The 22,874-nt window shown below is 52.6% G+C and carries 20 protein-coding genes and 1 tRNA gene; 8 read left to right on the plus strand and 13 right to left on the minus strand.

Annotated elements, in window-relative coordinates:
* Positions 1 to 3 precede the first annotated feature (3 nt).
* From LVJ78_RS10460 to LVJ78_RS10475, 4 genes are read right to left on the minus strand one after another with little or no spacing between them, the layout of a single operon-like run.
* Positions 4 to 477 (minus strand): hypothetical protein, encoded by a 474-nt coding sequence (locus LVJ78_RS10460; RefSeq protein ID WP_132952929.1) that lies wholly within the window; start codon positions 475 to 477, stop codon positions 4 to 6.
* The gene (locus tag LVJ78_RS10465; RefSeq protein WP_132952931.1) at positions 474 to 1,703 is read right to left on the minus strand and encodes a hypothetical protein; all 1,230 of its coding nucleotides are present in this window, start codon (positions 1,701 to 1,703) and stop codon (positions 474 to 476) included. The genes LVJ78_RS10460 and LVJ78_RS10465 overlap by 4 nt, the downstream gene beginning before the upstream one ends.
* The gene (locus LVJ78_RS10470; RefSeq protein WP_132952933.1) at positions 1,700 to 2,905 is read right to left on the minus strand and encodes a DNA cytosine methyltransferase; all 1,206 of its coding nucleotides are present in this window, start codon (positions 2,903 to 2,905) and stop codon (positions 1,700 to 1,702) included. The genes LVJ78_RS10465 and LVJ78_RS10470 overlap by 4 nt, the downstream gene beginning before the upstream one ends.
* 35 nt (positions 2,906 to 2,940) lie before the next feature.
* On the minus strand, positions 2,941 to 5,229 hold the full coding sequence (locus LVJ78_RS10475; RefSeq protein ID WP_132952935.1) for a Tex family protein: 2,289 nt from the start codon (positions 5,227 to 5,229) through the stop codon (positions 2,941 to 2,943).
* Positions 5,230 to 5,390: 161 nt separating this feature from the next.
* Between LVJ78_RS10475 and LVJ78_RS10480 the strand changes: the two genes are divergently transcribed.
* On the plus strand, positions 5,391 to 6,155 hold the full coding sequence (locus tag LVJ78_RS10480; protein WP_244802560.1) for an IS5 family transposase: 765 nt from the start codon (positions 5,391 to 5,393) through the stop codon (positions 6,153 to 6,155).
* A 261-nt stretch (positions 6,156 to 6,416) separates the two neighbouring features.
* Positions 6,417 to 8,198 carry an acyl-CoA dehydrogenase family protein gene (locus tag LVJ78_RS10485; RefSeq protein ID WP_132954336.1) on the plus strand — a complete coding sequence of 594 codons (1,782 nt, stop codon included), beginning with the start codon at positions 6,417 to 6,419 and terminating at the stop codon, positions 8,196 to 8,198.
* A gap of 59 nt (positions 8,199 to 8,257) precedes the next feature.
* Here the strand turns inward: LVJ78_RS10485 and LVJ78_RS10490 are convergent, their stop codons facing one another.
* The 3 genes from LVJ78_RS10490 to LVJ78_RS10500 form a co-directional block, all read right to left on the minus strand.
* The gene (locus LVJ78_RS10490; protein WP_132954337.1) at positions 8,258 to 10,363 is read right to left on the minus strand and encodes a TonB-dependent receptor; all 2,106 of its coding nucleotides are present in this window, start codon (positions 10,361 to 10,363) and stop codon (positions 8,258 to 8,260) included.
* Positions 10,364 to 10,689: 326 nt separating this feature from the next.
* Positions 10,690 to 12,072 (minus strand): glucose/sorbosone family PQQ-dependent dehydrogenase, encoded by a 1,383-nt coding sequence (locus LVJ78_RS10495; RefSeq protein ID WP_132954338.1) that lies wholly within the window; start codon positions 12,070 to 12,072, stop codon positions 10,690 to 10,692.
* Between the two features lie 171 nt (positions 12,073 to 12,243).
* Positions 12,244 to 12,783, minus strand: coding sequence for a DUF924 family protein (locus tag LVJ78_RS10500; protein ID WP_132954339.1), 540 nt, complete (start codon positions 12,781 to 12,783; stop codon positions 12,244 to 12,246).
* Between the two features lie 117 nt (positions 12,784 to 12,900).
* Between LVJ78_RS10500 and LVJ78_RS10505 the strand changes: the two genes are divergently transcribed.
* Positions 12,901 to 13,152: a hypothetical protein gene (locus LVJ78_RS10505; RefSeq protein ID WP_132954340.1), complete on the plus strand. Its 252-nt coding sequence runs from the start codon at positions 12,901 to 12,903 to the stop codon at positions 13,150 to 13,152.
* Here the strand turns inward: LVJ78_RS10505 and LVJ78_RS10510 are convergent.
* Positions 13,149 to 14,753, minus strand: a complete 1,605-nt coding sequence (locus tag LVJ78_RS10510; RefSeq protein ID WP_132954341.1) for an isocitrate lyase — start codon at positions 14,751 to 14,753, stop codon at positions 13,149 to 13,151. The genes LVJ78_RS10505 and LVJ78_RS10510 overlap by 4 nt on opposite strands.
* 589 nt (positions 14,754 to 15,342) lie before the next feature.
* Here LVJ78_RS10510 and LVJ78_RS10515 point away from each other — a divergent pair.
* The 5 genes from LVJ78_RS10515 to LVJ78_RS10535 are packed head-to-tail and all read left to right on the plus strand — an operon-like array spanning position 15,343 to position 19,607.
* The gene (locus LVJ78_RS10515) at positions 15,343 to 16,245 is read left to right on the plus strand and encodes an ABC transporter ATP-binding protein (protein ID WP_132954342.1); all 903 of its coding nucleotides are present in this window, start codon (positions 15,343 to 15,345) and stop codon (positions 16,243 to 16,245) included.
* Entirely contained in the window at positions 16,245 to 17,489 is a 1,245-nt protein-coding gene (locus LVJ78_RS10520) for an ABC transporter permease (RefSeq protein WP_132954370.1), read from the plus strand. Before LVJ78_RS10515 ends, LVJ78_RS10520 begins: the two co-directional genes overlap by 1 nt.
* On the plus strand, positions 17,489 to 17,779 hold the full coding sequence (locus LVJ78_RS10525) for an acyl carrier protein (protein WP_132954343.1): 291 nt from the start codon (positions 17,489 to 17,491) through the stop codon (positions 17,777 to 17,779). The genes LVJ78_RS10520 and LVJ78_RS10525 overlap by 1 nt, the downstream gene beginning before the upstream one ends.
* Positions 17,776 to 18,909, plus strand: coding sequence for a beta-ketoacyl synthase N-terminal-like domain-containing protein (locus LVJ78_RS10530; protein WP_132954344.1), 1,134 nt, complete (start codon positions 17,776 to 17,778; stop codon positions 18,907 to 18,909). Before LVJ78_RS10525 ends, LVJ78_RS10530 begins: the two co-directional genes overlap by 4 nt.
* Positions 18,906 to 19,607: a beta-ketoacyl-[acyl-carrier-protein] synthase family protein gene (locus tag LVJ78_RS10535; protein WP_132954345.1), complete on the plus strand. Its 702-nt coding sequence runs from the start codon at positions 18,906 to 18,908 to the stop codon at positions 19,605 to 19,607. The genes LVJ78_RS10530 and LVJ78_RS10535 overlap by 4 nt, the downstream gene beginning before the upstream one ends.
* 432 nt (positions 19,608 to 20,039) lie before the next feature.
* Here the strand turns inward: LVJ78_RS10535 and LVJ78_RS10540 are convergent.
* From LVJ78_RS10540 to LVJ78_RS10560, 5 genes are all read right to left on the minus strand, one after another.
* A tRNA-Asn gene (locus LVJ78_RS10540) sits at positions 20,040 to 20,115 on the minus strand.
* A 47-nt stretch (positions 20,116 to 20,162) separates the two neighbouring features.
* Positions 20,163 to 20,525, minus strand: coding sequence for a roadblock/LC7 domain-containing protein (locus LVJ78_RS10545; RefSeq protein ID WP_132954346.1), 363 nt, complete (start codon positions 20,523 to 20,525; stop codon positions 20,163 to 20,165).
* 56 nt (positions 20,526 to 20,581) lie between these two features.
* A complete protein-coding gene (locus tag LVJ78_RS10550; protein WP_132954347.1) occupies positions 20,582 to 21,223 on the minus strand; it encodes a peptidase M23 in 642 nt (213 codons plus the stop codon).
* 1 nt (position 21,224) lies between these two features.
* Complete coding sequence (locus LVJ78_RS10555) at positions 21,225 to 21,761, minus strand: GTP-binding protein (RefSeq protein ID WP_132954348.1); 537 nt, start codon at positions 21,759 to 21,761, stop codon at positions 21,225 to 21,227.
* A 9-nt stretch (positions 21,762 to 21,770) separates the two neighbouring features.
* Positions 21,771 to 22,868, minus strand: a complete 1,098-nt coding sequence (locus LVJ78_RS10560; protein ID WP_132954349.1) for a response regulator — start codon at positions 22,866 to 22,868, stop codon at positions 21,771 to 21,773.
* Positions 22,869 to 22,874 lie beyond the last annotated feature (6 nt).

Consider the following 22,874-nt stretch of genomic DNA (forward strand, 5'->3'; position numbering starts at 1 on the left):
TATTTAGACATGCATCTGTTGGAAAACAAAATGTTTGTCATATTCAACACATATCACACCATCTTCTGAGGTGCTGATAATAAAATCAACTTTATCCAAATGGTTCATACTTTTTCCAACATACTTATCAGCTTGTGGTATTCCTATCCCATAAAAAATATTGAAATCATCTGGGGAGTTAATTAATTTTCCCAAACTAACTGAATATTTATTTAATGATTTAATTTCCCATATTTTTTCAAAATCGGATAAAACAAATCTATTCTTATTTTCAAAAAAAACAACTTTTCTATTTTTTACAGCAATAATATCAGGGATGATACCGTCTTGATTTTTACTTTTCGAACTATCCCGATTATTTGGGTGCAACATAACTCCTGTTCCACTCTGAGGAAAATCGTAGCAAATAATCTCCCAGCCCTCTTTTTCTAACCAGTTAAGGATATTGACTGTAACTTTGGCCTCTTCCAGCATCAAGCATCTCTCCATAATGAGCCATCAGGAAACAATATCGCATCCGCAAAATATGAAAAGACTCGAATATGTTTCGCTTTTGAATAAGTGGAACCATAACGCACTTGCATATAATAACGAGGTATTTCTCCTTTTCGCTTCAATTCATTATAATCTTTATTTAAGATATTTTTGTTCTCGCTATTTTGTACTGCGTGAATAAAATCATCAATTTTTCCCTTTGTACCAATTAACTTAATCGTCTCAGCATTATCATCTATTTCAACATCAGACCAAACCAAGACTAAGTTGTACTTACGTTCTTCAAAGGATACTCCTTCTCTGCAACACAAATAATCAATGGCTGCCAATGCGCCAGGATAAGGGTCTCCACGAAATTTAGCATTCACTTTATATAAAATAGTCTCTTCCCTACTACGTAATAACTCTCCAATTGAATAACTCTTACATTCAAGATAGTTTAGTAAATAAACTGTAGGTATTTTTATAGTAGCAGAGAGTGGAGACATATCCTGATGCCCATCTTTTTTATAATATTCTTCACTCATCCAGTTTTTATGTTCTTTGATATTATATTTTCCTAATAATTTTTTGCGACCCTCAATAATCCCTGTTTTCTCGAACACCTCAATCACTTCATTTATAGCGCAAAACATTTTCCGCATTTCCGTATCCACCGACAATGGCGAACCTGCATATTTTCTATTAGGCTCATATAGCAATCCTCCTGTATTCTGATTTCCAGACAAAATTGCATTATCGGGACATGATTTGAAATCACTAGGAAAATAATAAAATAGCGCTGGAATATGATAAATTGACATCACATTCTCTAATGCTTTAAATATCAATGGATTGATTTTATCCCACTTTGTACTCCCGCGTTCTCGACTGATAATGACTGCTTCAGGATAAATATAGAATGCGGGAACATTGTTTTCTACGGATGCTGCCAATCGGGCAAATCTTTGAAAAACATTATGTCCAGTACCTGCTTCGGTAGAGACTTCCACAGAAAAAATTGGTTCTTGATCAATCTCTACAATCAAATCAGGTGCATCTAAATACAATATTTTTTTAATATGGTCAGGCATTGCATGAAAGTTTTTCGCATTATTTGCATCACTTTCATACATCTTTTTCTTTACGCATTCTTTATCTTTTAGATCAGTATGATCAATAATGAAATCTGCAAACTCTTCCGTGCTATACCAAATTCTATATTTCATAAATATTCCTTGATTGCTAACGCAACGGCCTTTGCTAACAATGGTGGAACAGCATTTCCTGTCTGCACTCTACCCTGAACAATCCCACCATGCACAAAAAAATTATCAGGAAAACTCTGAATTCTGCATCTTTCCCGAATGGTTAATCCCCGATTATCTTCAGGATGTCCAAATTGAAATTGTGGACGAATCCCTCCCGATACTTGCGTAGGGCTTTGAATATCCCAAGCCAACCGAATTCTTTGTTTAAATTTCGGATACATTGGCTCTCCTGGTAGTGTATTTTTAATTTTCTCAATTGTACTAACTGGATGATTAGGCGCAACATGGCAAGTTAATACATTGCCATTATCACTTCTCATTAATTTTTGGTATTCTGAAGTAGGCGGGCTTGCATAGTTATTTTTAGATTCTTTAGGATTGAGTGGCGGTAAATCTCCAATTGCATCACGAACAGTCACATATGACTTACCTGTCTCTTCTCCATGCGTTTTACGAATCTTATTAAAGTCAAAACTAGTTCCTTGAACACCGACAAATAACAAGCGGTTCCGTTTTTGAGGAACACCATAATCAGCTGCAGATAACAATCTACTTTTGACTATCATTTTTCCAGCTCGAGATAAGTCTTGTTCAATATCCTTAACAAATGTTCCCGTACTTCTCATCCCTGAAACATTTTCCAGCACAATTGACTTCGGCTCCAATACCTCTACAAATTTCACAAATTCTTTATAGAGCAAATTACGATCGTCATCCTCATGACGTTTACGATTATTTAAAGAAAAACCCTGGCAAGGCACACCCGCAATCAATACATCCACTTGCCTGCCATGTAAAATTCTTTTCACTTCCAAAGGGTCTACTTTTTTTACGTCTCCTAAGATAGTCCATGCCCTTGGATGATTATGTTTAAAAGTTTTTATAGCAAAGGCATGGATATCACAACCTAGAGCAATTTCGTATCCAGCCATTTCAAACCCCAAAGATGTCCCCCCGCACCCACAAAAAAGTTCGATAACGATAGGGTTAGTAGAAAATTCATTTACGCCACGCGTAACAATGGGATCCTTTTTCCAATAATATCCATTCTCCTCAGCTTTAACAGATTTGTCCCAGATATTTTTTTCAGAAACATCTGGTTCGTACTCTCCATAAATATTCATTTGTGGTTCTTGCAATGTATTAATGCTTTTTTTCATAATTTAGTGTCAATCTTTTTAAGTTGAGCAACATTTTACCGTTTCAACTTCGCAAACGCATCCGCCATCGCCGAATTGCCCTGTGCTTGTTCGCGGGGTGCGCTGCGTTGGGGGCGGGTGTCTTTGCGGGTGTTGTTTTCAGACGGCCTATCGCGTTTGACGGTGCTGCCGGGTTCGTCGTCTAGGCGCATGGTGAGGGCGATGCGTTTGCGCGCTGCGTCGATTTCCATCACTTTGACTTTCACCACATCGCCCGCCTTCACCACTTCGCGCGGGTCTTGTACGAATTTATTGGCCAGCGCGGAGATGTGTACCAGGCCGTCTTGGTGTACGCCGATGTCGACAAAGGCGCCGAAGTTGGCCACGTTGCTCACCACGCCTTCCAGAATCATGCCCAGTTGCAAATCTTTGATTTCGTTCACGCCTTCGGTGAAGGTGGCGGTTTGAAACTCACCGCGCGGGTCGCGGCCGGGTTTTTCCAGTTCGGCGAGGATGTCTAAAATCGTGGGCAGGCCGAATTGTTCGTTGGTGTATTGGGTGGGCTTGATTTGTTTGATTTTGTCGCGGTTGCCGATTAAGTCGGCAGCTTTGATGTGGTTGTCGGCCAGCATTTGCGCCACGATGGGGTAGGCTTCGGGGTGCACGGCGCTGGCGTCGAGCGGCTCTTTGCCGCCCTGAATGCGCAAGAATCCGGCGGCTTGTTCGTAGGTTTTGTCGCCCAGGCGCGGCACTTTGAGCAGGGCTTTGCGGCTGAGGAAGGCGCCGTTGTCGTTGCGGTATTGCACGATGTTGTGCGCCAGCGTTTGGTTGAGGCCGGAGATGCGCGCCAGCAGCGGCGCGGAGGCGGTGTTTACGTCTACGCCCACGGCATTCACGCAATCTTCCACCACGGCATCGAGCGATTTGGCGAGCTGGCTTTGGTTCACATCGTGCTGATATTGGCCGACGCCGATGGATTTGGGGTCGATTTTCACCAATTCGGCCAGCGGGTCTTGCAGGCGGCGGGCGATGGAAACCGCGCCGCGCAGGGATACATCGAGCTCGGGAAACTCTTTGGCCGCCAATTCGGAAGCGGAATAAATCGAGGCACCGGCTTCGCTTACCACAATTTTGTGCAGCTTCATTTCAGGTAGCCCTTTCACCAATTCACCGGCGAGTTTGTCGGTTTCTCGGCTGCCGGTGCCGTTGCCGATGGCAATCAGTTTAACGCTGTGTTTTTTGATGATGCCGGCCAAAGCGGCCAACATATTGTTTTCTTGATGCAAATACACAATCACGGTGTCGAGCAGTTTGCCGGTGTCGTCCACCACGGCGCATTTCACGCCGTTGCGGTAGCCGGGGTCGAGGCCCAGCGTGGTGAGGCGGCCGGCGGGCGCGGCGAGCAATAAGTCTTTGAGGTTGCGGGCGAACACGGTAATCGCGTCGGTGTCGGCGGCTTCTTTCAGGCGGTTGAAGGCGTCTAATTCCAGCGACAAGAAGATTTTGGCGCGCCAGGTAAGGCGCACGGTGTCGCGCAGCCATTTATCGGCGGCGCGGCCTTGGTCGGCAATGTTGAATTGTTTGGCAATGGCTTGTTCGTATTCGCTTTGCTCGGTAATCGGGGTGTCGTCGGGCTGGTATTTTAAGGCTGCCTGAAGAATGTTTTCGTTGCGCCCGCGCAAAACGGCCAAGGCGCGGTGGCTGGGCATAGTGCGCACGGGCTCGCGGTGGTCGAAATAATCTTTGAATTTTTCGCCCGCGGCTTCCTGCCCGGCAATCACTTGGGCGTGAATTTCGGCTTCGCGCCACAGTTTTTCACGCAGGCGGCCGATGAGCTCGGCATCTTCGGCGAATTGCTCCATCAAAATTGCGCGTGCGCCGTCGAGCGCGGCTTTTGTGTCGGCCACGTTTTCGTTCAGGTAGCCTTGCGCGGCGGTGTCGGGGTTTTCAGACGGCGTGCTCAGCAATAATTCGGCCAAGGGCTGCAAGCCGTTTTCGCGCGCAATTTGCGCTTTGGTGCGGCGTTTGGGTTTGTAGGGCAGGTATAAATCTTCGAGTGTGGTTTTGTTGTCGGCGGCGTCGATTTGCGCTTTTAATTCATCGGTGAGCTTGCCTTGTTCTTCAATGCTTTTGAGCACGGTGGCCTTGCGCTCCAGCAATTCGCGCAGGTATTGCAGGCGCTCGGCCAGGGTGCGCAATTGGCTGTCGTCCAGAGCGCCGGTGGCTTCTTTGCGGTAGCGGGCGATAAAGGGCACGGTGGCGCCCTCATCCAGCAAAGCCACGGCGGCTTCTACTTGGGCGGCGGTGGCGTTTAATTCGGCGGCAATGGTTTGGGTGATGTTCATGAATCGTCTTTAATCGGGAAAACACAAAGGTGAAAGCATAGCGGCCTTGGGCTTTTTTGTCATCCGCCTTAGGGTCTGTTCACAATTACTTGTCATAACATTGAATAAAAAGGAAAGCAGGTGTAAAAAGGGAGCTCTCACACAACCCTAATACACCTGCCATGCCCCGCACACTACTCAAAGATGAATACTGGACGAAGCTGTTGCCCATTCTGCGTGATTTGGGTGTTTATTGCAAACCCAATCTACGCCTGATTTTCGAAGGCATCCTATACAGAGTCAGAACCGGCATCCCTTGGCGCGATCTGCCCGAGTATTTCGGCAAACACCATACCGTTTACACGGCTTATAACCGTTGGTCGGCAAAAGGTATTTTTGCCGAAGCCTTAAAAAAGCTCAGCCAAGACTGTGATTTGGAATGGGTAGCCATAGATGGCAGCTATGTTCGGGCGCATCAACATTCAGCCGGCGCCTCATGGCTCAGCGAAGAAGAGGAACACGCAATCGGTATGAGCCGGGGCGGGATGACCAGCAAGATTCATCTGGCGGTAGACGTCTCAGGCAATCCGGTTGAGATTATCATTACTGCGGGCAATATCAACGATATCAGCGTTGCGCCGGAATTGCTTGATAACATCGATCTTGCCGGAACTGAGCTTGTGAATGCGGATAAGGGCTATGATTCAGACCGACTCAGGGAACAGATAGAGGAAAGTGGCGCGAAAGCCAATATTCCCTATAGAAAAGACAGGGAAGAGAAAAATAAAGACATGGACTGGTATCTTTATAAAATCAGGCACTTGGTGGAGAATACTTTTTGTCGTCTGAAACATTTCCGAGCGATTGCCAGCCGCTACGATAAGCTAAAGCGCAACTTCCACAGCACGGTTTTATTGGGATGCATTGTGATGTGGCTACCTTTATGACAAGTAATTGTGAACAGACCCTAGCGGTTTGCGCCGGCTTTTCTGCCTGATGCCGTCTGAAAACTTTCAGACGGCATCAAGCAGATTGTGCGCAACAATACCACACAACATCGCCGCTTTTTTGTGGCCGCGCAAAGTTTAGGCTGCTTGCTCCAAAAAAGCCTTGCCGCAGCCTTTGCAAGCGGTGCGATTGCGGCTAAAGTAAGCGCCACACCACACCACACCACACAAAAACAATATTTTATTGATCATGGAGAAAGCATGAATTACCAAGCCCCCATCAACGAATTGCGTTTTGCCCTGCAAGTGCATGGCAAGCTTCCCGAAATTCTCGCCCTGCCCGCTTCAGACGGCCTCGATGCCGACACCGTGGATGCGGTGTTGGAAGAAGCGGCGCGCTTTGCCGAGCAAGTGCTCGCACCCACAAACCGCACCGGCGATTTGCACGGCGCAAAATTGACAAACGGCAAAGTAGAAACCCACCCCGATTTGGTGAATGCTTATCACGAATACCGCGATGCGGGCTGGGCGGGCTTGCGCGCGCCGGCTGAATATGGCGGCCAAGGGCTGCCGGCGGTGGTGTCGGCCGCGTGCGAAGAAATGTGGTGTGCCGCCAATTTATCGCTCTCGCTTTTGCCCATGCTCACCATCGGCGCGATTGAAGCTTTGTTCAACCATGCCGACGATGAGCAAAAACAGGTTTACCTGCCCAAAATGTGTGAAGGCGCTTGGAGCGGCACCATGAACCTCACCGAGCCGGGCGCGGGCACTGATTTGGCGCAGGTGGCGGTGAAGGCCGTGCCCAAAGACAACGGCGCTTATGCCATCAGCGGCCAAAAAATCTTCATCACCTGGGGCGCGCAGGAAATCACCGAAAATATTGTTCATTTGGTGCTGGCGCGCCTGCCCGATGCGCCGCCGGGCGTGCAAGGCATTTCGATGTTTATCGTGCCCAAATATCTGGTGAACGCTGATGGCAGCCTCGGCGCGCGCAACCCGGTGAGCGTGGTGGGGCTGGAGCACAAGCTCGGCATCCACGCCAGCCCCACTTGCGTGATGCAGTTTGACGAAGCCGAAGGCTATTTGATCGGCCGCGCCGGCAAAGGCCTGGCCTATATGTTTACCATGATGAAACACGCCCGCTTGGGCGTGGGCATCGAGGGTCATGCCGTGGCCGAGCGCGCTTATCAAAATGCACTCGCCTATGCGCAAGAGCGCGTGCAAAGCCGCGAATTGGGCAGCGACAGCCAAGAGCCGGTAAGCATCATCCACCACCCCGACGTGCGCCGCATGCTGCTGGTGCAAAAAGCCACATTAGCCGCCCAGCGCGCGCTTTATATGCAGGCTGCCTCTGCGATTGATTTGGTGCACGGGCTGGAAGACCCTGTGGTGCGCAAACAGGCCGAGCGCGTGCTTGATTATCTGATTCCGATTGTGAAAGCGTGGAACACCGACAACGGCGTGCTGCTCACCAATCTGGCCATGCAGGTTTACGGCGGCATGGGCTACGTGGAAGAAACCGGCGTGTCGCAATATGTGCGCGATGTGCGCATCACCCCGATTTACGAAGGCACCAACGGCGTGCAGGCGCTCGATTTAATCGGCCGCAAAACCGCAGCCAACGGCGGCGCCGTGCCGCTGGCCTTGCTCGCCGAGGGCAAAGAAATTGCGCAAACATTGGCCGCTGCCGCGCCCGATTTGGCTGCATCGCTGCTGCAAGCCATAGCCGCGGCCGAGCAAAGCGTGGCCGATATTGTGGCGCAAATGGGCGAGCAGCCCGCACTGGCCGCCGCCGCTTCCAACGCCTATCTGCAACAAATGGCCTGCACGCTGGGCGCCATCGCGCTGGCTCGCGGCTGGTTGGCCGCCGCCGATGCGCTCGCCGGCCGCACCGATGCGCCTTTGGGTGAAGCTTTCTACCGCGCGCAGCAGCACACGGCGCAAGTGTATTTCGCCTATGTGCTGCCGCAAGTGCACACCTTTGCCGCACAAGTGCACAGCGGCGGAGAAGCTTTGCTGGCCGTGCCGTTTGAGGCTTATTGACGCAGCTTGCGCAGATAAACAAGGCCGTCTGAAAGCTTTCAGACGGCCTTTCTTTAAAATCAAAACGCTTTTTTTACGCTCAAACCTGCCTGCCAGTTGCGGCCGGGTGCGGGCTCGAAATAGCGGCCGTTGCCGTCGTTTACAATCACCGAGCCGATGTATTGGCGATTGAAAAGATTGTTCAGCGCGGCATATGAGCGGATATGCCAGCCGCCGGCAAGTCGCCACACATAGCCTGCGTGGATGTCGGCGGTGAGAAAACCGGGCGCGGCTTCGCTGTTGGCATCGTTAACATACACTTTGGAGAGCGCGCGCACGCCGGCGCCGGCCTGCCAGCCTTGCTCGGGTGCGTAATCGGCGCCCAAATAAGCGGCATGTTCGGCAATGCCGGGAATGTGTTTGTTGTTTGCCAGGTTGGCGCTGTCAGATTTATAGCGGGCATCGAGCCAGGTGTAGGCCAGCGTGGCATTGAGATCGGGGGCGATTTCGCCGCTCCAGGCCAATTCAATGCCGTGGCGGCGGGTTTTGCCGGCGTTTTGATACACGGTGCGGCCGTTGGACGAAGATTTCACCACGATTTCGTTGTCGGTGTTGATGCGGAAAGCCGCCACGCTGGCCAAGCCGCCGAGCCAGCCGCTGTATTTGGCGCCGATTTCGTAGGTTTGGTTGCTGGCCGGTTGCAGGCCGAAATTGAGGCCGCTGCCGTTATCGCGGTAGGAAAGCTCATTCATGGTGGGGGTTTCAAAGCCACGTGCATAAGAGGTGTAGCCCAACAGGCGCTCGGTGGCCTGCCACGAAAGCGTGGCGCTGGGCAGCCATTTGCGATAGTCGGTTTGGCCGCTGTCGTCGGGATTGGCGGCGGTGATGTAGTGGTCGCGCGATTTGAAATGCACGTTACTGTAGCGCAGGCCGCCATCGAGCCGCCATTGCGGTGCAAATTGCCAGCCGGCCTGCATATAGGGGTCGAGATTCCAAATATCGTTGGTTTCGTTGCGCCGCAATACACCTTGTGCGCCGAGCGTGTCGCCGATGAAATTTTCATAGCCGCGGCGTTTTTCGGTGAGGGTGTCGAAGCTCAAGCCCGCGCTGGCGCGCAGCGATTCGTCGGCAAGCAGGTTTTGCCCGCTCCAGCGCACATCTGCGCCGTAATAGCGGCGGCGCAAATCAATCACACCGCCGGCGTGACCCGGGTTGTTTTGCTGCACAGCTTTCGGTATCGATTGAAATTGCAGCGCTTTGCGCTCGCCGCCGTAAAGCACGGCTTTGATGCTGTGGTGCGCATCCAAAGCCTGCTCATACACCAAGCCGCCCTGCACCTGCTGCTGCTCTTTGCGCACATTATAAGCAATGGCGGAGGGCGATGCCTGGCGCGGGTTTTGCTGCCATTGCGCGCGCGTGAGGCCTTGCGGGTCGTCGGCGCGGGTGTTGACGCTGTTGGCAATCAGCTTGAGCGTGGCGCCGTTATCCAGCTGCCATTTCACATTGGCATTAGCCATGTTTTTAAATGCGCTGCTGTGATCGCGATAGCCGTCGGTTTGGAAGCGCGCGAGGCTGAGCATATAGGCTGGCAGCTCTTTGCCGTTGCCGCCGCCCGAAGCTTTAATGCCGTATTGGTAAGTGCCGTAGCGGCCGGCATTGGCGTGGGTTTCAATTGAGGGCGGGTTTTGCCCCTCTTCACTCTGCACCAGCATCACGCCGCCGGAAGCATTGCCATAAAGCGCCGACATGGGACCGTTGAGCACTTCGATGCGCCGCGCCGAGCCTAAGTCGATATGCGAAATCGCGCCCTGGCCGTCGGGCAGGGTGGCGGGAATATCGTCCACATAAATGCGCACGCCGCGCACGCCGAACGCGGTGCGCGCGCCGAAACCGCGCACGGAAATCTGCGTGTCTTGCGCATAATTGCGCCGGTTTTTAATTTGCACACCCGGCACGGCGGCCAGCGATTCGGATAAATCTACCTGCATCTGATGATGCTGAATTTGGTCTTGCCGCACGGTATAAACGGCGGCGGGCGTGCCTTTGGCCGAGGTGCCGGTGCGGGTGGCGCTCACGGTGATTTCGTCCAGCGCGGCTTGTGTGTCGGCCTCATCAGCCTGAGCCGGTAAGGGCAGCGCGGCCAGCAAGGCGGCGAGTTTGAGCGGTGTGCGGGTGCAAGGCGGCATATTTTTGTTCCTTATATCAATTCAAAAAAATAATATACAAACGGGCAGCCTGTAAGTCGGATTCTCGAATCCGACACTTGTTCGCAGAACAAGGCACGCACATCGCTTTGGCCGTTGGCCAAACGTCGGATTCAAGAATCCGACCTACGCGGATGATGCTGCCGAACTGCTTTTATTTTGTAAGGTTATTTTTTTGGATTGGTATTATCAATACCTGAAACAACCTGACTGCATGGTTGGGCTCGGCTCTTTGCATTTTAAATTTGGAAGCAATCCAATGAAAAGGCCGTCTGAAAAGGTTTTCAGACGGCCTCTCGGCTAAATCGTCAAGGTTTGTATTCAAACACGATAATCGAGCCCGGGTTGGCCATGGTGTTGATCGGCGTGCCGTCGGCTTTGGTGCCGTTGCCCACGCTGTCGGTGGCCACATAAATTTTGCCGCCGTCAGGGCTCACCACCACCATGCGGTAGCGGTTTTCGGTTTTGAAATATTTGGCCACATCGCCCTGGGTTTGGCTGCCGTCTTCATTCAGGCGCACGCGGTAGAGCGCGCCGTTTTTCAGCGAAGTAACCAAGAGCGAATTGCGCCAGGCTTCGATTTTGCCGTTTTTCGGGTAATAAGCGATGCTGGCCGGCGCGATGGTGGACCAGCACAAATAAGCCATTTGGCCGCATTTGGGGTCGGTGAAATTATATTGGCTGTTGACCGTATAGAAGGTTTTCACCGGCTCGCGGTAATTCGGTGCGCTGAATTCGGTTTCTTTGTGGGTGGGCACGCCTGCGGGAATCACATTGGAATCGAATTTCACGCCGGCGCAATTGGGCGCAGCCGAATAATCGGCATACACATAGCCCTGATTATCGCGAAAGCCCGACACATTCGGCCAGCCATAATTGCCGCCGGCTTCGAGAATATTGATTTCATCATCGCTTGAGGGGCCTTGCTCCGAGCTGTAGAGGCGGTTGCCCACAAACACCAGCCCTTGCGGGTTGCGGTGGCCGTAAGTAAACATATGGCTTTTCACGCCGTTGATCACCGGGTTGTCGCGCGGAATCGAGCCATCGGCATTCAGGCGCAATGATGAGCCGACATAGCTGCTGTAGTCTTGTTTGGCTATTTCGGCAGCGGTGGGCGTGCGTTGCGCTTCAATCGGTTGGCAATAAAGGCTGCCTTGGTTGCGGCCTTGATCGCCGAGGGTGTAATAAAGTTTGCCGTCGGGGCCAAAGCGCAGGCGGCCGGCATTGTGGTCGTGGCTGGCGGGCAGGCGGTCGATAATCACTTGCTCGTTGCCGAGCTTGCCGGCCTTGGCATCATATTGCAAACGCACGATGCGGGCATATTCCTGCTCGCCGGTTTTATAAGTGTAGGCGGTGTACACATAGTTGCGGCTGCCGCGTTTCAGAAAATCGGGCGCCAACGCCAAGCCCAACACGCCCTCATGCGGCGGCGCGGCAAATGCATTTTCAAAGGTAATCAATTCTTTTCGCTCACCGGTTTGCGGGTTGATGCGGGCAATGCTTTTTCCCTGCCGCTCAGTAATCCACAAGAAATTATCCGGCCCCCACACCATATCCCACGGGCCGTTTAAGCCGCTCGTCAGCACGCTGGCTTCAAAAGGCTCGGCGGCGGCAATATGTTGCGGCGCGGCCAACGCAGGTGCGGCGGCAAAGCCGCAAGCGGCAGCCAGACTGATCAGTTTATATTTCATTTTTTTGCTCCTCAATTAGCCATGTAAACACAATATCGTAAACTTTAACACTTAGCGTTTTTTGCTTCAATAGCGGATAACGCTCAAAACCCATCATGATAAAGGCCGTCTGAAACTTTTTTCAGACGGCCTTTGGGCAGCCGATCGCGGCCTGAAAATATTGCCCGTTGATTAAAACGATGAGCCTTCCTGTTGCAGAAATTCAGCCTCCTCAGCGCTGCTTTTTCTGCCCAATATGCCGTTGCGGTGCGGATAGCGGCCGAAACGATCGACAATCGTCTGATGGCGGATTTCGAAATCCAGCGTGTAGGCATCATCCAGCGCAACAAACAACGGTATGGCCTGCGCATGAATTTCGGCAGACTCAGAATGCATATAAGGCATCAGCATAAATTTGCGCCGCTCGGCCGGCATTTGTTCAAAATCCGGCTGCGCCACCGCTTCTTGCGCCAGCACCAAAGCCATGCCGTCTTGCGCGAAAGATTGCGGTGTGTCGCGATAAGCATTGCGGGAAAATTGGTCGAGCACAATAATTTCCGCCAGCCGCCCTTCAAGCGTGGCGCGCCAATGCGCCAGCTCGCCGGCGGCGGCCTGCCGCAACACCTCGCCGAAGCGCTCGACAATCAGGCCATCAAAGGCTGCGCTTTTGGCAAACCAATGCGGGCGGGTGGTTTCGGCAAACCAGAAATCAAGAATTGTTTGGGGATTCATAGCGGCTTTCATTATGATGTTCAGACGGCCTTACTTTAAGGGCTTCACGCAAAAATGGCAATATCGCGCACCACACCTTGGCCGCCACTGCATGTGCGTTTGCTTAAGGAAATCTGCATGCAGAATAATAAGTCTGAAATATTTCAGACGGCCTTCATTTCAGACGGCCTGCGGCATAAAAAAAGGGGCAATCCCGAAGGATTGCCCGAAATACCTCAAATCAGAGATTTACGCTTCACAAACAATACAGGCTCTCGCCTGTCTTTATCCGCACGGCTCAACTCCATGCAGACAAAGGCGGTAGGCTTCAGACGGCCTTGTAATCATCAAGCAGAAGCGTATCGGCCGTCTGAAACCGTATGGGGTTAATGGTTGCTGAATTGGTTCATGGTATTGTCTTTGCCACCGGCCTTCAGCGCGGCTTCGCCGGCGAAGTATTCTTTGTGGTTGTCGCCAATATCCGAACCGGCCATGTTTTGGTGTTTCACGCAGGCAATGCCGTTGCGGATTTCTTCACGCTGCACGTTTTTCACATAAGCCAGCATGCCTTGGTCGGCAAAATAGCCTTTGGCCAATGTGTCGGTAGACAAAGCGGCGGTATGGTAAGTGGGCAAAGTGATCAAGTGGTGGAAAATGCCGGCTTCGCGGGCAGCATCAGCCTGGAAGGTGCGGATTTTCTCATCGGCTTCTTTGGCCAAATCGGTGTTGTCGTAATCCACGCTCATCAGCTTGGCACGGTCGTAAGCGGATACGTCTTTACCGGCTTCTTTCCAAGTATCAAATACTTGTTGGCGGAAATTGAGCGTCCAGTTGAACGAGGGGCTGTTGTTGTATACCAGCTTGGCGTTCGGGATGGTTTCGCGGATTTTGTTCACCATTTCGGCAATTTGGCCGATGTGCGGTTTTTCGGTTTCAATCCACAGCAAATCTGCGCCGTTTTGCAACGAAGTGATGCAGTCGAGCACCACGCGATCCACACCGGTGCCTTTCTTGAATTGGAACAGATTGCTCGGCAGGCGCACCGGCTTGATGGTTTTGCCGTCGGTGTTCACAATCACATCGCCCGGTTTTACTTGGCTGATGTCGGTGATTTCTTCGCCATCGAGGAAGGCGTTGTATTGGTCGCCCAAATCGCCGGGCTCGGTGGAATAGGCAATTTGCTTGGTGAGGCCGGCACCCAGAGAGTCGGTGCGGGCAACAATCACGCCGTCATCCACGCCCAATTCGAGGAAGGCATAGCGCACGGCATTGATTTTGGCTAAGAAATCCACATGCGGCACGGTTACTTTGCCGTCTTGGTGGCCGCATTGCTTTTCATCGGACACTTGGTTTTCAATTTGGATACAGCAAGCGCCGGCTTCAATCATTTTTTTAGCCAAGAGATAAGTGGCTTCGGCGTTGCCGAAACCGGCATCGATATCGGCAATAATCGGCACCACGTGGGTTTCGAAATTATCGATTTGGCTTTGGATTTCTTTGGCTTTGGCCGCATCGCCGGCTTCGTTGGCGGCATCCAGCGCGGTAAACAGCAAATCCAGCTCGCGGGCATCGGCCTGGCGCAGGAAAGTGTAGAGTTCTTCAATCAAATCGGACACGCTGGTTTTTTCGTGCATGGATTGATCGGGCAAGGGGCCGAATTGCGAACGCAGGCCGGCAACCATCCAGCCGGAAAGATACAGATAGCGCTTATTGGTGGTTTTTTGGTGTTTTTTGATGGAAATCAGCTTTTGTTGGCCGATAAAACCATGCCAGCAGCCCAGCGATTGGGTGTATTTAGCAGAATCGGCATCGTATTCGGCCATGTCTTTGCGCATGATGGCGGCAGTGTATTTGGCGATATCGAGGCCGGTTTTGAAGCGGTTTTGCAAACGCATGCGGGCAACATATTCCGGCGTGATATCGTGCCAACTGCTACCTGCTTGTTTTTTCAATTCGGTTGCTTGTTTAATCTCGTCTTGATAGTTAGACATATTACTCTACTCCTTTGTTCTTGCTTGATTTTTGGATGGCCGGCTACGTTTGTAATGCTTTGTAACTCGGTGTAGTCGGAATGTACCCGCTTTTTTCTTTTTTGCCAAGCCCCGCCCGGAAAAGTTTCCGGCTCGTTTATAGATTAAGCAACGCGCCGGCTGCTTGATTTTTGATGTTTTCTCATGATTTTGATTAAAAATGCAGGGCTTTATTGCAAGAAACAACACATTTCCAATATTTATAATTTAATTGCAAGCGCATCAAAAACCCTTTTCCTCATACCGGCCAGCCTTAAACATTTGAAAATTAGGCTTTTTACTTTAACTTGATAATTTAGTATCTATCTTGCAACGGCTGTGGCAGATTTTTCGCCTTGAAGCATTATTCTGATATGATTTATTTTAAAAAGTTATAAATCATTATTTTTAACTAATTTTATAATTTTTATTTCACCAAAATCATTATTTGTTTCGATTGAATGTAATTCAATGTAGGCACATTTGACCCGCATCAAACAGATGCTGGAAACCACAATTTCGCGTATTATTCGCCCAACCTTTCTTAACAAATCTTAATCCTTTAGCTGCCATGATACGCATTGAAAATCTCTGTCACCGCTATCCCGCTGCGGTCGCTGCCGCGCTGGATAATGTGTGCCTGACGGTGGCGCAAGGCGAGGCGCTCGGTTTGCTCGGCCCCAACGGCGCGGGCAAAACCACGTTGATGTCGCTGCTGGCGGGCTTGCAGCCTGTGCAGCAGGGGCAGATTGTGTTTGACGATCAGCCGCTGGCCGAATTGAGCCGTGCGCAAAAGCAGCGCATTTCGCTGGTGCCGCAAGATTTTGCTTTTTATCCGCTGTTGAGCGTGTGGGAAAATCTGTGTTTTTTCGCCGCGCTTTATGGCGTGAAAGACAAACAACACCTGCACAACTTGATTGAGCAAACCGATTTGGGCGCACACACGGCCAAGCTGGCGAAAAATCTTTCCGGCGGCCTCAAGCGCCGTTTGAATTTCGCCATTGGCCTGATTAACCGCCCGACGCTGATTTTTCTGGATGAAATCACCGTCGGCATCGACCCCGAATCACGCCGCTTTATCCTCGAAAATGTGGCCGCGCTCACGGCTGAAGGCATCACGGTGATTTACACCTCGCATTATTTGCAGGAAATCGAAACTTTGTGCAGCCAAATCGCCCTGCTCAACCACGGCAGGCTGGTTTATCACGGCGCGCTGGACGATATTTTGCAGCAAGGCGGGCAGCATATTTTGCGCTTTCAAACCGTGCCGCCGTGCAGCCCGGCGCAGGCGGCGGCCTGGGGCGGCAGCCTGGATGCACAAGGTGCGGTGCAATTGGCCACTGATGAAGCCGGCGCGGCACATATTTGGCAGATGGTGCGGCAGCAAGGCTTTCAGACGGCCTTTTTCCAATTCGGCCACGGCTCGCTGGAAGCTTTTTATCTCGATTTTCTCAACCGGCAGGTGGCGCCATGATGTTTTTACACGCAGTGTATAAAGAATTCCGCCTGCTTGGCCGCGATTTGCACGGCTTGGCGGTGCTGTTTGCTATGCCGATTGCTTTTATGCTGATTATGTCGGTGGCGCTGAGCAAAGATGCCGAGCCGCACGCCGGCGCGCAGATTGCGCTGGCCGGCGCCGCCGCCAATCCGGTGAACGCCGCCTTTGCCCACCAATTGGGTACACACGATATCAAGGTGCAAGAAGCCGCATTGGCCGACACAGGCCGTCTGAAAACCTTGCTGCAACAAGGCGGCTTGGATATGTTGGTGGTCAACCCCAACGCAGAAGCCGCCGCGTTGGCCGATGATGTGCCGCTGCAATTATGGATAAAGCCCGACACCGAGCGTTCGTGGCTGAGCGCCATGCGCGGCATTTTGCAGCAAAGCTACACCCAAACACGCATCAATATGCTGGCCGACCACAACGAAAGCCGCGCCGATGCGCCCGCCGGCCCGCAAGCGCGCCTGCTGCGGCAAAACATCAACGAGGCATTGCAGCAAACCTTCAGCGATATCGACGGCTATCTCAACCAGGCTCAATTTGAAGCAATCTATTTGAGCGGCAGCGGCCAAGCAGTGCAAAAGCCCACTTCGGTGCAGCACAGCGTGCCCGCATGGCTGATTTTCGGCATGTTTTTCATTATGATACCGCTATCCAACGTGATGGCAATGGAGCGCCAAACCAACACGCTCACGCGCTTGCGCATGGCACAGGCTTCTGCCGGCAGCCTGCTTTTGGCCAAGCTTGTGCCTTATTTTCTGATTAACCAACTGCAATTTGCCGGCATGCTTTTGATCGGGCGCTATCTGCTGCCCTTATTGGGCATTGATGCGTTCACGCTCAGCGGCAGTATTTGGCCTTATGCGCTGCTTTCCTGCGCCATCAGCTTGGCCGCATTGGGCTACGGCCTGCTGGTGAGCGTGCTGGCCAAAACCACCGAGCAGGCCGTGGTGCTGGGCGGCGGCGGCATCATCATTATGGCGGCGCTGGGCGGAATAATGGTGCCCGCTTATGTGATGCCCGACAGCATGCACACCATCAGCCAAATCTCGCCGATGGCTTGGGCTTTGCAGGCATTTCACCAGCTTTTGCTCAACCGCCACGGCTTCGCCCAAGTGCAGCACAGCATGCTGCTGCTGGTTTTATTTGGCGCGGCCTGCCTGCTGCTGGCCGCCGCCGTTTACCGCAAACAACTCAAAACACAGGTAAGATTTTAATGAGCTACACTTTCACCCTCGCTCCCGGCGCGCTCGAAACCGAGCTTAAACGGCTGATTTTGCAGGAAACCGACAAGCTTGATGATTTTGCCCCCGAAGCCATCGGCGATGATGAGCCGCTGTTTGGCGACAGCAGCCGCGTGGCGCTCGATTCGCTGGATGCCCTGCAAATTTCCGTGGCGCTGCAAACGCATTTTCAGGTGCGGCTGCAAGGCGACCGCGAAGTGCGCCGCCACATGCTCAATGTGCGCGACTTAGCCGCCTTTGTGCGCGCCAGCCACAGCGCATGAATATCGCCATACGCGCCGCCACGCTGCAATGCGCCCAAAGCCGCAACGGCCAGATGCACGCTTTTTCCGATTCAGACGGCCTCTATCCGCTGCACACGCCCGCCGCCCCGGCTGAGCGCAGCTTATCTTTCCTCGGCCGGCACATCACCCTGCCCTATTTCAACACCTTTGCCGCCGCCAAGCTCAGCGCAGCCGACCTGTTCGATATTTTGTATCAACACTTATCCCAAGCCGCTTTGCAGGCCGGCTGGCCGTCTGAAAGCCTAGCGAACACCCCGATTTTTATCGGCTCCACCGCTTATCTGATGAGCGAGCGCGAGCAGATGCTGAATCCCGGTTATGTTTCCGAAATCGGCCTCGACACCGGCCGACACAGCCTCACCCATGTGGCCGAACATTTCCATCATCGCTTGGGCAACCCCGATATTTTCAGCTTCGCCACTTCATGCACCTCATCGGCCAATGCGCTTTGCTATGCCGTGAAAATGCTGCGCGCCGGCTGGTGCCAACGCGCGCTGGTACTGGGCTTTGAAAACTTCAACGCCCTCACTTTCGAGCATTTCCACGCCATGGGTCTGCTCGCCGACACGCCCGCCTACACCCCGTTTGCCCAGGCCGGCGGCTTTATCTGCGGTGAAGCCGCCGCCTGCCTGGCCTTGGAATGCGGCAGCGGTGCGGCCACCCTCCGCGGCATCGCCGGCGGCACCGACACCCTCGGCCTCACCCACACCGACAGCGCCGCCGTGAAACGCGTAATGCAGGCTGCGCTCTCTGATGCCGCCGCGCAGCCCGGGCAGATTCGATTGGTGAAAACCCACGGCATCGGCAGCGCTGCGGCAGACGAAGCCGAAGCCGCCGCCCTGCACGCGCTCTTGCCCAACACGCCTCGAGCCGCACTCAAGCCGTTTATCGGCCACACCCTCGGCGCAGCGGCCATCATCGAAACCGCCTTGCTGCTCTCCTGCCTGCACCAAAGTGCGCTGCCGCCGCTGCCTGCTGCCGCCGCTTACGCACAAACCGATGCGCCGCTGGCCGCCCACGGCCTCACCCTGGGTAGCGGCCTTTATCTGATGAATTTTTTCGGCTTTGGCGGCAGCAACACCAGCATCATCTTGGAGCACCGTGCATGAGTGTTTTATTTGTGCAGCAAATCAGCATCCACCACAGCCGCAGCGACGTTGATGAAAAAAGCCTGCGCGCCGCGCTGAAAGCAGATTACGGCTACGACGGCCGCCGCCTCAGCCGCTTCACCCTCAATGCATTGGCCGCCGCCCTGCCGCTAGGGTCTGTTCACCATTCACCCGAGAGCGGCGTGTATCTCGGCGCGCGCTTCAGCTCGCCGGCCAAGTTCGACAATATGCTCGCCACGCTGGCCGAAGGCGGCGCGCCCAAGCCGTTTGACTTCACCGGCAACATCCACAACGCCGCCTGTTTCCACACCGCCCAAGCGCTCGGCCTCTACGGCCCCAGCCTGTTTATGCCGGTTTCCGCTGCGCCCGAATCATGGTCGCAACCGCTGCTTACCGCCTGGCTTGACCTGCAACAAGGCACGGTTGCCGCTGCGCTGGCCGGCTGGTGCAGCGAGCAGAGCAGCCTGCCGCCGCAACACGAAGGCTGCTGCTGGCTGCTGCTTTCTATGCAGCAACAGCCCGGCAGCATCGCCCGCATCCGCATCAGGCCGTCTGAAAGCGGTGATGTGTTTTCAGACGGCCTCTACCATGATGATGCATACCAAACCGCCTGCCGGCTCGCCAAACGCCTGCACGCCAAACAACGCACCCTGCTCGCCGCCGCGCTGGGCCTTGCGATTGAAATAGAGGCCGTCTGAACGCTTCCAGACGGCATTGGCGTCTTGTGCTGACCGCGAATTTTCATGCGTGCGATTGCACTTCGAAAAGCGCGGCGTTTGTACCTATGGCGTTTTTCAGACGGCATCTTCTTATACCAATTTATACCCATCCAAAAAATAAGCTTATACCAATTCAAAAAAGTAAGCTAACAAGGCGGCGAGCCGCAGACAGTACAGATAGTACGGCAAGGCGAGACAACGAAGTTAGGTTATTTTTTTGGATTGGTATTACTGCATTGACTCGCCTTGTCGTGCGTGTGTACGGCCGCAGGCTTCCGCCTTGTAAGCTGACTTTTTTGAATGGGCATTAAATCAGCATAAGGCCGTCTGAAAATATTTTCAGACGGCCTTTAAGAAAAGCTTTTCGATCATAAGAAAAGGCTCAAACACGAATGTTTGAGCCTTAAATTTTGGCTCCCCGACCTGGGCTCGAACCAGGGACCTGCGGATTAACAGTCCGTCGCTCTACCGACTGAGCTATCAGGGAATTGAAGTCGGAATTATATAAATTCGCTTATATTCTGTCAAGGCGAATCACACAATATCCGCAATATGTTTGGCGGCGCGTTTGGCGTCCAGCAAAATCAGCCCCAGCTTGCCACCCTCTTTGGCCAAGAGCGCCAAAACCGCATTGCTGCCGGCCTGACTGAGCAAAATATAACCGCTTTTGCCTTTTACCATCACTTGATCCAGCTCGCCACAGGCCAGCTCTTGCACCGCCCGGTTGCCCAGCGCCAGCAAAGTGGCCGACATCGCGCCGACACGGTCGGCATTCAGATGATTGGGCAGCAAGGTGGCAATCGGCAGCCCATCGGTGGAAATCACCGCAGAAGCCGAGATATCGGTTGAGGTGCTGTTTAAGTCACTCAACACGGAAAGGAGTAATTGTTCGCGCATATTTATTTATTTCCATTTGTGGTTTGACAGGCCGCCATTTAAAGATGGCGCAACCCTCAATAACTGCCATAGCTGGCATACAATATCTTAGTGAGCGTGACAAAAGCTTCTTTATTCAAATCAGGCGTGCCGCCGATCACCAGAATCAATTTGGTTTTACCGATAAACAGCGGGAAAAATGTCAGCTCGCTCTGCCCGCTGGGGTCGCAAATCCCCCAAGCATTGTGGTGGATATACAGATTATTTTTTACCAGCAATTGGTGTTTTTCCCCCAACGCCGCCACTTCGCTGGAAAGCACGCCCACTTCTTCGGCCGTTTCATGATGAAATCCGGCATTGGCAAAATAGAGGCCGTTTTCATCCGAGAGCAAAGCTTTACCCACATTGGAGAGCTCGGCCAACAATTCGGGAATACGCTCTTCCGAGAGATTTATCTCATCTTCATCGCGGCTTTCATCGCCATAAAGAAACTCTAGCCGCTGCAAACGGTAAAGCAGGTTGAGTGCGCTGTGTATATCGCTGGTATCGGCCCAAGCCAAAAGCTTTTCGCTGCTGATGGGCTCCGAGCTGCCGGCGCGCAACAAGCCGTAAAGCAAGGTGCGGCTGGCGCTGGGCACATTGCTGGAAACCGCATAATACGCCCCAGCCGGTGTGATTTTGGGATATAAATTTGACTGTAAAGAAAGTGTTGAATCCATCTTATACCTCTAAACCCGGATCAATTGAAAACAACATTGCACTAACCAGCTGCTTCACGTCATCTTCGCGACGGGCATCAATTTCGAAAACCGGTACATTAAAATTGTGTTGCGCCAAATATTTTTGGTAAACATCCACACCCGGCAGGGAGCGGATATCCATTTTGGTGACACCCACCACCAAGGGCGCTGTTTTCAGGAGCTCCTGAAACGCATCTAAAAAGAATTTCAAGTCTTTCAGCGGATTGGTGCGCGTATTATCCAGCAACAACACCAGCCCCATGCTGCCTTTGCTCAAAATTTCCCACATAAAATTAAAACGCTCCTGCCCGGGCGTGCCATACAAGTGCACTTTTATTTCTTCATCCAAGCAAATCACGCCGTAATCCATCGCCACGGTGGTGTAGCCTTTGCGCACCAGCGTCATATCAGAGGCGCTGGCATCGGTCTGCACCGGCGGCTCATCCGACAAGGCGGTGATGGCGGTGGTTTTGCCCACGCCCACAGGGCCGGTAAAGATAATTTTGTTTTCTTTCATGCCTTTCCCCTATTTGGTGCCAAACAGCTTGCGCATCAGGCGTTGCAACAATCCGCGCGGCTGCTCTGCCGAGGGGCTCACTGCTTTTTGGGCATCTTTCGCCATTTGATCGTCAGGCACATTACTGCTGACATTCATATTGGCGGCCACAGCCGCATCTGCCTGCCCGCCGCTGCCGAATTGATCATCGGTGGCCAAAAAGCCGGTGGCCGAAGTGGCGGCCAGATAATTCAGAATATCGGGCATTTCCAGCGGCATCACTTTATACAGAATATTCAGGTTAACCGATGTTTTGGTGAGAAAGGCCGATAAACGCATCGATTCGGGCACCGGTGCCAAACGGGTCAAATTGGGCCAGCGCTTGAGGGTAAACACCGTTTGCGGCGTCATCGGATAAGCCAAGCGGCCTTGCGCGGTCCAAATCGCCATCTGCCACAAGCACGACATAATGGTCACTTTGGCTTTTTCTTTCCATTGCGGATTATCCGGCACGGCTTTGCACACAACTTGCAGTTTATCGTCTTTACTGAATTTTTCCAGCTCGCCCGCGCTGACCGTCAGCAAAACGCGCTGAATGCTCGGAAACACAATCAACACCGGCTTGCCATCGTGCAGCACGGCCACATCCTGATGCCCTTGGCTGGCCGCTTTGAGTGCACCGAGCAGTCCGCGTTGCGGATTGAAGCGGCGGATGGTGGTTTTGCGCACGCCGTTGCTGCCGGGCTCTGCACCGTCTTCAGACGGCATATATTCGGGCACTTCATAAATATGGCCGCCCTGAGCCAAGCTGCGCAAAATGGGAAACAGCGTATCGAATTTAATGGGCTTGGCCAAATAAGGCGTACGCTCTTTCGGCTCGCCGGTTGAAAACATCACCACCGGAATATCGGTGTATTTCTGCTTCAACGCCTGCCAATTCTGCATGCCCTCTTCGCTATCGGTATCCACCAGCACCATATCCGGCTGCTCAACCGATTCGGGTGTCACCATTTCATAATTGGTGGTGTTGTGCATCTTAAATGCCATTCGGAAAACGGCATCTTGCTGGTCGCCCATATTTTGCAGCATTACCCTGATGGTTTTTACTTTCGGCAACATATTTTCCATGATTGA

Source organism: Uruburuella suis (assembly GCF_022870845.1).
GTDB lineage: Bacteria > Pseudomonadota > Gammaproteobacteria > Burkholderiales > Neisseriaceae > Neisseria > Neisseria suis.